A 13,367-nucleotide genomic window follows, 5' to 3' on the forward strand; every position below is an offset into this window, starting at 1 on the left:
GGAGGGGCGCCGCGGCGAGCAGTTCCGCGGCCGCCCGCGCGTCGGCGGGGCGGCGGGCGGGGTCCGGCTCGCACAGCGCCCGTACGACGTCCCACAGCATCCACGGAACACCGCTCGGCGGTTCGGGCGCCGGCGAGGCCGCGTTCCTCGCTGGCGCGTCCTCTCCGGTGAGCATCTGCCGTAAGACGACACCGAGCGCGTAGACGTCGCGGGCCGGGTCCGGGGGAGCCCCCTCGTACGCTTCCGGCGGCAGGTAGCCGGGGGTGCCGAGAATCACGCCGGTGTCGGTCACCGGCGCCTCGTAGGTCTGTAGCGCGATGCCGAAGTCGGCGAGGCGGGCCTGCGGCTCCCCGGTGCCGGTCGCCTCCAGCAGGACGTTGCCGGGCTTGACGTCGCGATGTAAGAGCCCGGCCCCGTGGACGTGCTGGAGCGCGGACAGCAGTTGCGCGGTGATACGGGCGGCGTACGGCGACGGGAGCGCCCCGTGGTCGCGGATCAGCGTCTGCAGGGAACCGCCCCGCATCAGCTCCATCGCGATCACGACGTCGCCGTCGTCCGCGGCCCACGCGTACGGGCACACGACGTGGGGGTGGTGCAGCCGGACACCCTGCTCGCGTACGACACGGACCAGGTCGCCGGCGTCGCGCTGCCGGAACACCTTGGCGGCGCAGTAGCGGTGGGCGCGGTGGTCGTAGGCGCGCCACACCTGCCCGGTCGCACCGCGCCCGATGGGATCGACCAGAGTGAACCGCCCGGCCACCGCTTCCGCCACGTCACACACGATATTCCGCCCCTTACTCGCCGACACTGGGCATTTGCATACGCACCTGTTATGTTTGCTTATGCGAATATCCCAACCTGGTTCGCGGTGGACGACGCGACGGGAGGAGCGGGGAGATGTCGGAACGGAGAGGGGCCGAGCTGCGCTTCCGCGTGCTCGGTCCGCTGGAGGTGCGCGGCCCTGACGGCTGGCGCGCGATCGGCGCGGCGAAGTGGCGGGGAATACTCGGTGAGCTGCTCATCCACGCCGGGCAGGTGGTGACCGCGGAGACGCTCGCCGCCCGGCTGTGGTGCGGCGAGCCGCCGCCCACGGCCCGCACGCTGATCCGCAAGTACGTCATGGAGGTGCGGCGGGCGATCGGCGACGATGACGCCGCCACGCTGCTCCACCGGTCGCCCGGGTACGTGCTGCGGGCCGGCGACGACGAGATCGACGCGGGCCGCTTCGAGCGCCTGGCCCGCGACGGCCGCGCGGCGATGGACCATGGTGACGCCGCCCGTGCCTGTGTGCTCTGCGCCCAGGCCCTGGTGCTGTGGCGCGGCCCGGCTCTGGTGGACGTGGCCGGATCGCCCTCGGCCGAGGCCGAGGCGACCCGTCTTGAGGAGCTGCGCCTGCAGGCGGTGGAGACGCGCATCGAGGCGGACCTGACGCTGGGGTCCGGCGCCGGGCTGGTGGCGGAGCTGCGCCGGCTGGTGTCCGAGCACCACCTGCGCGAGTCGCTGTGGCGCCTGCTGATGCGCGCGCTGTGGGCCGCCGGGCGGCCCGCGGAGGCGCTCGCCGTCTACGCCCAGGCGAGTGAGCTGCTGATGGAGCGGCTGGGGGCCTACCCGGGGGAGCCGCTGCGGCGGCTGCACGAAGCGATCCTGACCGAGAGGAGCGCCCCGCGTGGCCTCGCGCAACGCTACCGGCTCGCATATTCGCACACGTGAATGTCGTGCCCTCGGGACGACAGACTCCGCGGACGCGCGGCGACGGTCCGTGCCGATCGAGGTGGGGAGGGGCGGCCTGTGCCGGAGGACATCGTCACCCGTAACCGCACCCTGCAGATCGAGTGGTACGGCGAACCGCTGCACGACCGCTTCCGGCGGCTGCTCGACCGGCTGAGGCTGCCCCAGTCCGGGCTCGCCGAGGTGCTGGGGCTGTCCGCGGCGATGCTGTCGCAGCTCATGTCCGGTCATCGCGCGAAGATCAGCAATCCGGCCGTCCTGGCCCGGCTCTCCTCGATCGAGGCCATGGTCGCCGAACCCGGCTTCGCCGCGCTGCCGGCCGCGGAGCTCCGGAGGCGCCTGGGACACGTGCGGGCCCATGCGACGGCGTCCCTGAGTCTTCCGCCGGAGGCCGTCCGTCCTATTGCCGACCCGGTCGCCGCGATCCAGTCCCTCCTGCGCACCGTCGCCTCGGCGACCGAGATCGAGGACGCGGCGCGACTCATCGAGGCCTGTCATCCCGAACTCGCGCTCGCGCTGCGCGTCTACGGCAACGGCCGCACCTCGGCCGCGCGCGCCCACTACGCGCGGCTCACCGGACCGCCCTGACCCCCGTGAGCTCAGCGGGCCACGGCGGCCTCCACGGACGCCGAGGGCAGGCGGACCGTGAACGCCGCCCCGCGGCCCGGTTCTCCGGCCGCGCTCACCCGGCCGCCGTGGCTGTCGACGACCTCCCGCACCAGGGCCAGGCCCAGGCCGAACCGGCGCCCGTCCCCGGTGTTGCCGTGCTTGAACCGTTCGAAGATCAACCGCTCCTGGTCCTGGTCGAATCCGACGCCGTCGTCCCGGACGGTGAGCACCACCTCGCGGCGCTTGCCCGTACGGTCGAGGGCCAGTTCGATGTGCCCGCCCGGCGCCGTGTGGTCGAGGGCGTTGTCGACCAGCGCGCTCACGACCCGCCGCAACGCGGCCGGCACGCCGAGGACCAGGTACCCGCCGGGATCGCGGTTCACCGTCAAGGCGATGGACCGGGCCTGCGCCCGCGCGGACTCGGCGTCGGCCACCGACTCCACGACGGTCGCGAGGTCGACGAGGTCACGGCGTGCCGTCGCGTGGCCCAGCTGCGCGGACATGAGCAGGTCCTCGATCACCTCGCCGAACTGCCGGGTGTCGGAGACGATCGTGCGCAGGTCCTTGTCGATGTCCGCGGTGCTCGCCCGGCGGGCGAGCAGCTGCGCGCGCGTGTGCAGCCGGGTCAGGGGCGTGCGCAGCTCGTGGCTGGCGTCGGCCACGAAGCGGCGCTGCCTGCGCAGCGCCTCCTCCAGCGGCGAGATGGCGCGCCGGGCCAGCACCTGCCCGGTCACCAGGGCGGCGAGCAGCCCGGCGAGCTCGGCGACGGTGAGCGCGAGGTAGAGCCGCTGCCGTTCCTGCTGCTGGTATCGCAGGTCCATGGCGGCCTGGACGACCGTGCCACCGCGGCGTCCGGTGCGGATGAGATAGTCGATCCCGCCGATCCTCCGCCGTTCGACCACCGTCCCGCCGCCGTTCGCCACCCGCAGCAGGCTGGAGCGGACCGGGAGGTCGGCCGGCGCGCTCGGCGTACGGCGGAGCGAGGCGCCGTCCCACGCGAACATCCACACACACGGCGGCGGGCTCTCGACGCTGCTGCGGGCCACATAGAACCGCAGGTCGCGCTCGGAGTCACGTCGCTGGCCCCCCGTGGTCGTGAGGAACATCAGCGCCCCGACGATCAGCACCACACCGGTGATCGCGCCGGCGAGCTGCACGGTCAGCAACCACCGCGCTCTGGCCAGCGACCGGCCGTCGGACTCCTGCGTTCCTGTCATAGTTCCCCCAGCCGGTAGCCGAAGCCCCGGACGGTGCGTACGGCCCCGCGGCCGAGCTTGCGGCGAAGATAGTGAACGTAGGTGTCGACGATGGAGTCGGTGGCCGCGTCCTGGAAGACCGTCAGCTGCAGGTCCTCGCGCGAGTGCACCGTCTTGGGGCGGCTCGCCAGCGTCCGCAGCAGCTCGAACTCCCGCTTGGACAGCTCGACCTCGTCGCCGTCCGGGAGCAGCACCCGCCGGCGCACCAGGTCGATCTCCGCGGCGCCGAGCGGGAGCGTCCGCGTGGCGTCGCGATGCCTGCGGTGCAGTGCCCGGACCCTTGCCAGCAGTTCCTCGATGTCGAAGGGCTTGACGAGGTAGTCCTCGGCCCCGGAGTCGAGCCCGGCGACCCGGTCGGCCACCGTGCCGAGAGCGGTGAGCACGAGCACGGGCGTGGCGATCCCCTTGCGCCGGATCCGTCTGATCAGGTCAAGGCCGTCGACGGCGGGCAGCACCCGGTCGATGACGAGGACGTCGTACGCCCGTGTCAACGAGAAGTGCAGGCCACGCTGGCCGTCTCCGGCCGTGTCGACCTGGTAGCCCTCACCGGTGAGCAGTTCCTTCAGCATCTCGGCGATCTCCGTGTCGTCCTCGACGACGAGCACTCGCCGCGGTGAATCTGACAGCTCGGTCACCACGAGGTAAGCATCGCACGCTGATCGCCTCGGCGAACGAAGGAATGTCACGTCATGCCGAGCAGCCGGCCCGGGTTGACCGCGCTGACCCGGTGGACCTCCTCCTCGGTCAGGCCGAAGGCGTTCATGTGCGCCCGGAGCAGGCGCAGCGCCTCGACCGTGTTCGGGAACAGCGGCTCCCCGGCGTCGCTGGACAGGGTCACGTGGTCGGTGCCGAGCGCCTGGATGGTCCGGCACATGTCCGCGGGGTTCACCCCGAGCAGCGGCGAGATCTCGTCGTAGGTGAAGTTCAGGCACACCCCGGCGGAGGCGAGCTCCTTCATCTGCTCCAGGGAGAGGTCGATGAACGGGCTGAACGGATGGTCGATCACCGCCTTCGTGATGCCCAGGTCCCGCACCTCCTCGGCCATCGCGAAGATCTCCTCGTGCGTCGCGTGGGCGAACGAGACCATCACGTCCCGGTCGGCGACCATCCGGAAGATCTCCTTGTACTCGGGCTTGAGCCGCCCGTGCTCGTCGAGCGTGTACGCGCCCACCTTCAGCGCCTGGTCCCAGGGCAGCGGATCGCTCCACTCCTTCGGATCGGTGCTGCCGCCCCACCAGATCGGCGGGCCGCCGACCTTGCTCAGCGTGTTGGCGCTGCGGAAGACCGGCATCCAGACCGCGGACACGCCGTCGTCCAGATGCCGGCGCGCCGCCTCCACGAGCGGCAGCCCTCGCGTGTCGGTCGTGATCCAGCCCGACCACACCTTGATCGGCTCGATCCCGGTCTCCTCGCCCCAGGCGGCCAGGTCCCGCTCGATCTCGCGGACCACGGCGGCGGGGCCGGCCGCGGCCGGCCTGTTCATGCCCCGCACGCTCTTGTACAGCAGTCCGCCCATGCCGCCGGCCGAGGCCAGCTTGGCGATGGCGAGCGCGTCCTGCTGTCCCTCGTGCGCGTGACAGTGGATGTCGATCGCTCCCTCCACACCGTGGATGGCGGGTGGGTGCAGCGGTTCGGCGCGGTGGCCCATGCGGGCGCGGTACGCGTCCAGGAACCGGTCGTGCGGCGCGTCGTTCGGCTTGCGGAGCCGTACCTCGGCGAACTCCTCCATGTCGATGTCCACGGGTCCTCAGTCCTTCTGCTCCACGGGTGCGACGACTTCCACGAGCGGCCGGCCGGCGGTCTCGACACCGGTGCGCCACAGCGCGTACGCGGCGGCGGCGACCGGGGCGGCGGAGATGAACGCGAGCGTCCCGATGCGCGGCGCCGTGGTCAGCAGCAACGGCCCGAACATGCCGCCGACCTTGCTCGACGCGGCGGCCACGCCGCTTCCGGTGGCGCGCAGGGGCGTGGGGTAGACCTCGGCGGCGTACGGGGCGAGCATCGCGATCATGCCGGCCGCGCCGGACAGCAGGAGGCTGATCAGGGCGACGAGCAGCGCGGCGTGACCGGGCCCGCTCGGATCGAGCGCCCCGAACAGCAGGAGGACCAGCCCCGTGACCACCGCGTAGGTCAGCATGGACCGCCGGCTGCTCCACCGCGCGTACGCCACGGCGGCCAACGCCGTGGCCGGCAGCGCGAACAGCGAGGACAGGACCAGCAGGTCGCTGGGTTGCGCCCCCACGCCCGCCGCCTGCAGGAACACCGGCAGGAACGTGATGAAGCCCCAGTTCACGACGCCCCAGCCGAGTCCGTACACCAGGATGCCGGCGGTGCGCGGCAGTAATGACCCCGTCAGCAGCGCGGCCAGCCGCGGCGGGGGAGCGTCGGCGGTGGAGGCCGTCTCGGCGGGGACGGCGCGCACTCCGTACCGGCGCATCACCCGGGCCGCCTCCTCGTCCCGCCCGCAGGCGAGCAGGAAGCGCGGCGACTCGGGGATCCACCGGGTGAGCACGACGAGCAGCACCCCGGTCGGCGCCCCGAGCAGCCACAGCACGCGCCAGCTCAGGTACGGCACCAGCAGCGAGGTGGTGCCGCTCGCGATGAGGTAGCCGAACGCGGCGGCCAGGCCGCTCTGCAGCACGAGCAGCCAGCCCCGCTGGCGCGCCGGGATCGACTCCGACATCAGCGAGTACGCGATGGGCAGCATGCCGCCGGCGGCGGAGCCCATGGCGAAGCACATCGCCAGGTTCCAGCCGAACGACGGCATGAAGCCGCAGATCGAGGTGGCGACGTACATCAGCCCGGAGAACAGGATCGTCGACCGGCGCCCGAAGATGTCGGCGAGGTAGCCCCACAGCAGCGAGCCGAACACGGTGCCGGTGATGGCCACGAACGGCAGCGTCGCGATCTCCGAACGGTCGAGCCCGTACTCCTTGACCATGCCCGGAGCGACGAAGCCCAGCGACGCCGGCTTCATCGTGTCGATGACCAGGCCGACGAACAGCACGATCGCCAGGACGCGGTGTGCCGGGCTCAGCTCGGCCCGGTCGAGGGCCGCGTACCGCTGCGTCGCGGTGACCCGGCCCGCTCGTGCGGCACGCTCGGCCCGGTCGGGGAGCAGGGCCCAGACGGCGAGTGCCAGACCGGCGACGATCAGCACCATGCCGGCGGTCATGAGACCGCTCATCGGCATGCCGGCCATCATGAAGTGGTCGTGCCGGGCCATCAGGTAGTCGGGCACGTGCATCACGACCCCGGCCAGCACGAGGACCGCGCCGACCGGGAATCCGTACCGTCTCATCGTGTCGCCTCCGCGAAGTAACGGGCGGCCGGCCTGCGACGCCGGGCGTCCCAGACCATGTAGGTGCCGAAACCGAGCTGGATCAGGCTGCGCGAGACGTCCTCCCACCGGTCGCGCAGGCGGAGCAGCGCGAGCCGGGCCCGGCGGGCACGGTCGTCCGTACGGGGGCGGAGGACGCACGGCCCCCGGTTCGGCAGCGACCGCGTGTGCGCGGCCGAGGAGTGGACGGCGAACCGGCGCAGCGTCTCCCGCAGCACCACGCGCATCGTCAGCGGCGCCACACCCCTGGCCGGGCAGGGCCGGTTGGCGGTGACCCCGAACGGGATGTGGTTGGCCTCGCGCACCGGCAGCGCCCGCCAGCGGTCCGGGTCGAACCGGTCGGGCTCGTCGTACCCGGTCGTGTGGAAGGAGGGGTAGTCGAAGCACAGCACCGAGCCGGCCGGCAGCGTCGTCCGCTCGTCCACCGTGATCTCCTTGGAGGTGATGCGGTGCGCGATGCCGAACAGCGGGTAGCGGCGCAGGCTCTCGTTGATCACCTGGTCCAGGTACGCGTCGTCGCCGGGCTCGCGCGCCAGGCGTTCCTGCACGTCCGGGTGCTGGGCGATCGCCATCAGCAGGTGCGCCATCGCCTCGGACATCTGGACGACGGCCGTGTTGAAGAAGGCGCCCTGGAGGTAGAACACCCGCTCCTCGCGGGACAGTGACGGCGGCAGCACGTGCGGGATCTCCTCCAGCCGTTCCCGCAGGTACGCGGTCAGCCGTGCGCGGCGGTCCATGTGCCGCAGGCCACAGCACTTGAGCGCCGTCACGACGTCGTCCGCGTTGCCGACGATGAGGTCGCGGGCCTCCGGCGGGCACGGCCGGCCGAAGACGAGCTCGTAGTAGAACTCCGCCCAGATCGGCATCATCAGGTCGCGCAGCCGGGCGAAGCCGGGCCGAGCGTCGTCGAGCGTACGGGCGGCGCAGGCGGCGGCGAGCCGTTCGACCTCCGGCCTGGGACGGGCGAGGATCCGCCGGGTGGCACGGGCCACCTCGTCGTACCGCTCGCCCGGCTCCAGATGCTCCTGGTGCACCTCGGGCCCGGGGGCCAGCCAGTACCAGAACAGGTCCGACAGCCGCGCGCCCCGGCTGCGGCCGTCGGCCGCCGGGTCGGAGTAGACTCGGGTGAAGTGCCGGACGTCGACGCTGCGGCCGGGGATCGGGACGCCCTCGTCGCCGTTGATCCGGGCGAAGACCCACATCCGCAGCGCCACGACGATCCGGGGCAGCCAGTACGGCAGGCTCGCCGCCACGACGACGATCGCGAGAACGGCGAGGATCAGTGGCAGCACCGGACCTCCCGTACCAGGTCGCGGGTGACCGCGCTCGGCCCGTCGCAGCCGCAGAGGGTGAGCGTGTGCGCGGTCTCGGCGCGCAGCATCTCCAGCACCCGCGTCACCCCGGCCTCACCGTCGGCGGCCAGCCCCCAGAGCACCGGCCGGCCGACCGCGACCGCCCGCGCCCCCAGGGCGAGCGCCTTCACCACGTCGGTGCCGCGCCGCACGCCCCCGTCGAGCAGCAGCGGCACCCGCCCCTCGACCGCCTCCGCGACGAACGGGAGCTGGTCGATCGTCGCGGGCATCGTGTCGAGCTGGCGGCCGCCGTGGTTGGAGACCAGGAGAGCGTCGATGCCGCGTTCGACCGCGAGGCGGGCGTCCAGCGGATGCAGCGCGCCCTTGAGCACGATCGGCAGCGGCGTGATCTCCCGCAGCCGGTCGAGGTGACGCCAGGAGATCTCGGGGGAGAGCACGACCTGGCGGACGCTGCCCGGCTCGCCGCCGCGCAGCTCACGCAGGTTCTCACACCGCATCCCGGCGGGCAGGTCGTGGAAGGCGTTCCGGTCGTTGCGCTCGTGGCGGCCCAGCGCGGGCGAGTCGACGGTGACCACCAGGGCACGGCAGCCCGCGGCTTCGGCACGCCGGACGATCGCCTCGGTGAACCCGAGGTCGGGCTGAACATAGAGCTGGAACCACAGCGTGGGGTCCGCGGCGACCTTGCCGGCCTCGGCCGCGATGTCCTCGATCGCCACGGTGGACAGCATCGCCGCGATCATGATCGTGCCGGCCGCCGCGGCGGCGCGGGCCGTGGCGCGCTCGGCGTCCGGGTGGGCCAGCCGATGGAAGGCCGTGGGCGACAGCACGATCGGCATCGACGCGTCCGCGCCGAGCAGGGTGACGTCGAGGGCGGGCGCCGCCGCCCCGCGCAGGACCCTCGGCACCAGCGCGAGACGGACGAAGGCGGACTCGTTCGCCCGCACCGTGATCTCGTCCTGCGCGGCGCCGGCGAAGTAGTCGTAGTGCACGGGATCGAGGCGTTCGCGGGCGAGGGCCTCGAACTCCCGGACGTTCACCGGGTCCATGGTCAGACCTCCACCGGCTTCGGGGCGAGGAAGTCCCGCAGCGGGACGCGGTAGTCCTCCTCGCCCGACCAGTCGTTGCAGATGTCCTCCTTCAGCCGCAGCTCGGCGAGCACCTGGCCGCGGTGGTGGTGCCGGATCACCGGATGCAGGTACCGGTCGTCGAGGCTCGGATCGGCCTCCCAGGCGCGACCGGCCTCGACGTCGAACGGGTCGATGGAGGCGTGGCCCCGGCCGTACTCCAGCGAGACCGTGAAGTAGCGGTCGGCCTGGCCGAAGTCACTGTCCCGTACGTAGTCGAACGGCATCTCCTCGTGGTAGAGCGCGGTGCCGTCCGATCCGACGGTGATCAGGTCGCACAGGAATCCGTACTGCTGCCAGAGCGCGGAGGTGCGGTTGATCCGGGCCAGCACGGCGTCGGCCAGCACGTCGGCCAGCTCATCGGGCTTCGGCGCGGAGAGTTCCCGGCGCGGCCATTCGACGCCTTCATATTTGCGTTCGAACATGTGCCACAGTGCGCGGACGCCGTAGCGGAACCCGTGCACGAAGGCGCTCGTGTACTTCTTGAAGTCGCGGACCTGCGTCAGCGTTCCGGCGAAATACAGATCCGGCACGTTGACCGACTCCCATTCGCTGGTCAGCGCCGGGAAGCGGTCGTTTATCGCCAGCTTCGGACGGCACCCGTCGGTGAATATCGAGCTGTCGAGCTTGAATCCGGTGCAGGCGATGACGCGGTCATAGGAGAGGCGCACGACCTTGTCGCGGCGCGCGTAACCCAGCGTCATCACGAATTCGTCGCCCCGGCGCTCGATTCGCTGGATCGTCCCGTCGAGCACCATGTTCTGGGTCTTGAGCTGGTACGTGTCCAGGAAATTGTTGTTCACCGCGCGGAGGTGCCCGATGAAGTGGGTGCGCCAGGCGAACCTCAGCGCGCTCGGCCCGACCAGGTGGATGACGGCGGCCCGCTCGGTGAGGTTGTCCGCCGTCTCGAACGCCGAGTTGCCCTTGCCGATGATGAGGACGCGCTGGTCGGTGAAGTCCTCCGGGTCGACCGAGACCTCGGTGTACGGCTCGGCGAGCTCGATCCCGGGGACCGGCGGAAGGTACTGCGCGCCGAACCCGGTCGCCACGATGAGCCGGCGTCCCCGGTGGAGGTTCCCGCCGTCGTCGGTCACCACGAACACGCCGCCGTCCCGGGCCACCTGGGCGGCGCGCGTGCTCGTCCGCACGTTGAGCTCGAGCCGGGACGCGAAGTCACCCAGGTAGCGCACATAGTCGTCGGCCTGCGGGAAATAGCGCTCGGTGTACCGGGTGAAAAGCAGCTCAGGGTCGTCACTGAGCATCGAGTTCCAGTCCATCCGCAGATTGCGCTCTGGATCGTCCCACCCGGTGTGCGGCTTGTTGATAGAGATCATCTGGCGATGACGTGGGAATTCGCGATAGAAGGTTCCCGGTGTCTCGCCCGCCTCGAGAATCACATAGTCCCGGCCGGCCCGATGCAGGAAGTATCCGAGCTGGAGGCCGGCCGGACCGGCTCCGATGATGAGATAATCCACGACTTCCGGCATGTACGGCCTCCCGGTATCCGAGCGGTTCGAACGGTCCGGAAGCTAGCCACGGATTCTCAGAGTCCTCCAAGAAATACTGCGGTATACGGCCCTTGCGCGGGCATCGAGGCGGCACCCGTGGGCGGGCGGCCTCTCCCGCGTTCTCGCGGTAACATGCGATCAAGTGGGGCAACGAAGGCGTTTACGACACTCTGGCCGCCGAGGCCGGGTCGTTCGGCATACGCACCCCGCGCAGCGATCCGGGCAGGGCGTGCACCGGAATCCGCACCGTGAAGGCCGGGTCACCGTACGTGAGGTGGCCGTCCGCTGACAGCGGTCGCAGAATTTCCCGAACCGATGCGGGCTCGTCGGCATCAACTGAGACGTCCGTGTTTCTTAGTGTTTATCCTCGGCGACCGGTCGGCGGTCTTTCAGACTGGTAGGGGCCGACAAGAGGGATGGCTGGTGGACAGGCGCCTGTACGGGACGGTGGCGACGATGCGGGACCACGCTCGGATCACGCAAGCGGGTGGCACGGCGCCACGCGCGATGCGTGTCGAGCGTCTGGTGCGCCCGTACGACCGTGACGCGGGCAACGGGCCGGACGCCCCCTTCACGGGGCGGTTCTACGGCAGGGAGCCCGACACGGCGGCGCTCGCGTCCGCGCTGGACACGGTCGCCGCGGGGCGGGCCCGGCTGCTCTCCCTGGAAGGGGCGGCGGGCGCGGGCAAGAGTGCCCTGCTGGCCAGGGCACGAGCGGACGCCCGGCGGCGCGGGTGGACCGTGCTCACGGGCCGGGCGGCCATCCTGGAGGCCGCCAACGACTTCGGCGTGCTGCGGCAGGTCCTGGCCGGGCTTCCGCCCGCCCCGGACGGCCGATCGGTCCCCGCGCTCCTCTCGGCATCGGACGACGCCTCGCCCTTCGACGTGTTCGAGCTGGTGTCGGCGCACCTGTTCGACGTCACCGCGGGCGCGCCGGTGCTGATCACGCTGGACGACCTGCAGTGGTGCGACACGCTTTCCCTCCGCTGGCTCGCGTATCTCGCGCACCGGAGCGCGGACCTGCCGCTCGCCCTCGTGCTGGCCAGCTCCCCCCGGGAGATGAGCGAACAGCAGTTCCTGCTCGACGAACTGATCGCGTCCTGCGAACGGCGCACGCTCCACCGGCTGACCCAGGCCCACCTCAGCCGGTGGGTCGCCGACGTCATGGGCCCCGGAGCCGACGACGCCTTCGTGGCGGAGTGCCATCGGGTCACCGGCGGCAACGGCGCGTTGCTGGCCGACCTGCTGCCCGCCTTGGCCGCGCGCTCCGTGCCGCCGGTGAAAGAGTCGCTGGCGTCGATCGAGGAGATCGGCGCTCCCGCCGTGTCCCGCCGCGTGCTGTCCTGGATCAGGCGGTGCGGGCCGGAGGCGCCGGCCGTCGCCCAGGCGGTGGCGGTCCTCGGCGACGACGGCGAACTCGTCCTGGTCGCCCAGCTCGCGGGGATCGACCTGGACGCCGCCGCCACGGCGGCCGACCGGCTGATCAAACTGGACGTCCTGACCAACACCTCGCCGCTGCGCCACGTCCATGCGCTGACGCGAGCGGTGGTGGACGCGGGGATCTCGGCCGGGCTCCGTACCTCGGGGCGGCTGCGCGCCGCACGCCTGGTCCGCGACCACTACGCCGAACCGGAGCGGGCCGCCGCCCACCTGATGGCCGTGGACATGTGCAGTGAGCCCTGGGCGCTGGAGACGCTCCGGGCCGCCGCCGACGCAGCCCTGGACCGGGGGCGGCCCGAGCAGGCCCTCGGCTACCTGCGCCGCGCGCTCGCCGAGACGATGCCGGTCTCGGCCCGCGCCGAACTGCTGGCCGGCATCGGCGCCACCGAGATCGGCGCGGACGCCGCCGGCGCCGAGAGCACGCTCCGCGAAGCCCTCGCGGTCGCCACCGAGCCGTCGCTCCGGGTCCGGATCGGGGTCGACCTGGCCTATGTGGACGCCGTCGCCGGGCGTCCGCTCAAGTCGGCGCTGGAGATCGTGGACGAGGTCTGCGCGCGGCTGCCGGCGGGACGCGACGAGCTCGCGGCCGAGGCGGAGCTCGGCGTCTTCACGGCGTACATGGCCTCCGCCGATGCCGGCGAGTTCGTCGACCGGCGGATGTCCAGGCTCCGGGACCGGGTCGCCGACGACGCCCGCCTGACCGTGCTGACCGGCGTGGTCGACGCCTGGTCCGCCGCCCGGCGAGGGCGCGACCGGACCGAGTGCGTCCGCCGCGCGCGGTCCGCCCTGGAGACCATCGACCACCAGCGGACCTGGGAGCTTCGCCTGCGGTGGCCGGCGGTGAGCGCGCTCATCGACGCCGAGGAGTACGACCTCGTCGGCGACCTCGGCGGGATCGACGGCCACTTCGGGCACCGCCGGGGCGCCGCGGGCGACGCGACGGTCTCGGCCTGCCTCCGCGGGCGCCTCGCGTACGGACGCGGCGATCTGAAGGTGGCCCGGACGCTGCTCGGCGCGGCGCTGAAGCACCCGGCCGTGGCCGGCACGGA

The 13,367-nt window shown here is 72.0% G+C and carries 11 protein-coding genes; 3 read left to right on the forward strand and 8 right to left on the reverse strand.

All coding sequences use genetic code 11. The features are described 5' to 3' along the window. The coding region (locus ACFFNX_RS25535; RefSeq protein WP_378207261.1) for a serine/threonine-protein kinase at positions 1-772 on the reverse strand (772 nt) is incomplete at its 3' end. A 125-nt stretch (positions 773-897) separates the two neighbouring features. On the opposite strand from ACFFNX_RS25535, the gene ACFFNX_RS25540 reads away from it, so the two are divergent. Together ACFFNX_RS25540 and ACFFNX_RS25545 are read left to right on the forward strand one after the other, a co-directional pair. Beyond that, a complete protein-coding gene (locus ACFFNX_RS25540; protein ID WP_378207264.1) occupies positions 898-1,710 on the forward strand; it encodes an AfsR/SARP family transcriptional regulator in 813 nt (270 codons plus the stop codon). 78 nt (positions 1,711-1,788) lie between these two features. Next, the gene (locus ACFFNX_RS25545; RefSeq protein WP_378207267.1) at positions 1,789-2,316 is read left to right on the forward strand and encodes a DNA-binding protein; all 528 of its coding nucleotides are present in this window, start codon (positions 1,789-1,791) and stop codon (positions 2,314-2,316) included. An 11-nt stretch (positions 2,317-2,327) separates the two neighbouring features. Here the strand turns inward: ACFFNX_RS25545 and ACFFNX_RS25550 are convergent, their stop codons facing one another. The 7 genes from ACFFNX_RS25550 to ACFFNX_RS25580 are packed head-to-tail and all read right to left on the reverse strand — an operon-like array spanning position 2,328 to position 10,857. Continuing rightward, positions 2,328-3,554, reverse strand: a complete 1,227-nt coding sequence (locus ACFFNX_RS25550; RefSeq protein ID WP_378207270.1) for a sensor histidine kinase — start codon at positions 3,552-3,554, stop codon at positions 2,328-2,330. Further along, positions 3,551-4,231, reverse strand: a complete 681-nt coding sequence (locus ACFFNX_RS25555; RefSeq protein WP_378207274.1) for a response regulator transcription factor — start codon at positions 4,229-4,231, stop codon at positions 3,551-3,553. The genes ACFFNX_RS25550 and ACFFNX_RS25555 overlap by 4 nt, the downstream gene beginning before the upstream one ends. A gap of 44 nt (positions 4,232-4,275) precedes the next feature. Then, complete coding sequence (locus ACFFNX_RS25560; protein WP_378207277.1) at positions 4,276-5,334, reverse strand: DUF6282 family protein; 1,059 nt, start codon at positions 5,332-5,334, stop codon at positions 4,276-4,278. A gap of 6 nt (positions 5,335-5,340) precedes the next feature. Then, positions 5,341-6,894 carry an MFS transporter gene (locus tag ACFFNX_RS25565; protein WP_378207280.1) on the reverse strand — a complete coding sequence of 518 codons (1,554 nt, stop codon included), beginning with the start codon at positions 6,892-6,894 and terminating at the stop codon, positions 5,341-5,343. Beyond that, positions 6,891-8,225 (reverse strand): cytochrome P450, encoded by a 1,335-nt coding sequence (locus ACFFNX_RS25570; protein ID WP_378207283.1) that lies wholly within the window; start codon positions 8,223-8,225, stop codon positions 6,891-6,893. Before ACFFNX_RS25570 ends, ACFFNX_RS25565 begins: the two co-directional genes overlap by 4 nt. Next, on the reverse strand, positions 8,213-9,292 hold the full coding sequence (locus ACFFNX_RS25575; protein WP_378207286.1) for an alpha-hydroxy acid oxidase: 1,080 nt from the start codon (positions 9,290-9,292) through the stop codon (positions 8,213-8,215). Before ACFFNX_RS25575 ends, ACFFNX_RS25570 begins: the two co-directional genes overlap by 13 nt. A gap of 2 nt (positions 9,293-9,294) precedes the next feature. Continuing rightward, positions 9,295-10,857 (reverse strand): NAD(P)-binding domain-containing protein, encoded by a 1,563-nt coding sequence (locus tag ACFFNX_RS25580; RefSeq protein WP_378207289.1) that lies wholly within the window; start codon positions 10,855-10,857, stop codon positions 9,295-9,297. Positions 10,858-11,301: 444 nt separating this feature from the next. On the opposite strand from ACFFNX_RS25580, the gene ACFFNX_RS25585 reads away from it, so the two are divergent. After that, positions 11,302-13,367 (forward strand): AAA family ATPase (locus tag ACFFNX_RS25585; protein ID WP_378207292.1); only part of this gene is annotated, 2,066 nt, incomplete at its 3' end.

The organism is Actinoallomurus acaciae (assembly GCF_042429965.1).
In the GTDB taxonomy this organism is placed as follows: domain Bacteria; phylum Actinomycetota; class Actinomycetes; order Streptosporangiales; family Streptosporangiaceae; genus Actinoallomurus; species Actinoallomurus acaciae.

Excerpts from the sequence above, each read along its gene's own strand:
- ACFFNX_RS25540 (WP_378207264.1), top strand. The coding sequence starts at position 898 with ATGTCGGAACGGAGAGGGGCCGAGCTGCGCTTCCGCGTGCTCGGTCCG.
- ACFFNX_RS25550 (WP_378207270.1), bottom strand. The coding sequence starts at position 3,554 with ATGACAGGAACGCAGGAGTCCGACGGCCGGTCGCTGGCCAGAGCGCGG.
- ACFFNX_RS25565 (WP_378207280.1), bottom strand. The coding sequence starts at position 6,894 with ATGAGACGGTACGGATTCCCGGTCGGCGCGGTCCTCGTGCTGGCCGGG.
- ACFFNX_RS25575 (WP_378207286.1), bottom strand. The coding sequence starts at position 9,292 with ATGGACCCGGTGAACGTCCGGGAGTTCGAGGCCCTCGCCCGCGAACGC.
- ACFFNX_RS25580 (WP_378207289.1), bottom strand. The coding sequence starts at position 10,857 with ATGCCGGAAGTCGTGGATTATCTCATCATCGGAGCCGGTCCGGCCGGC.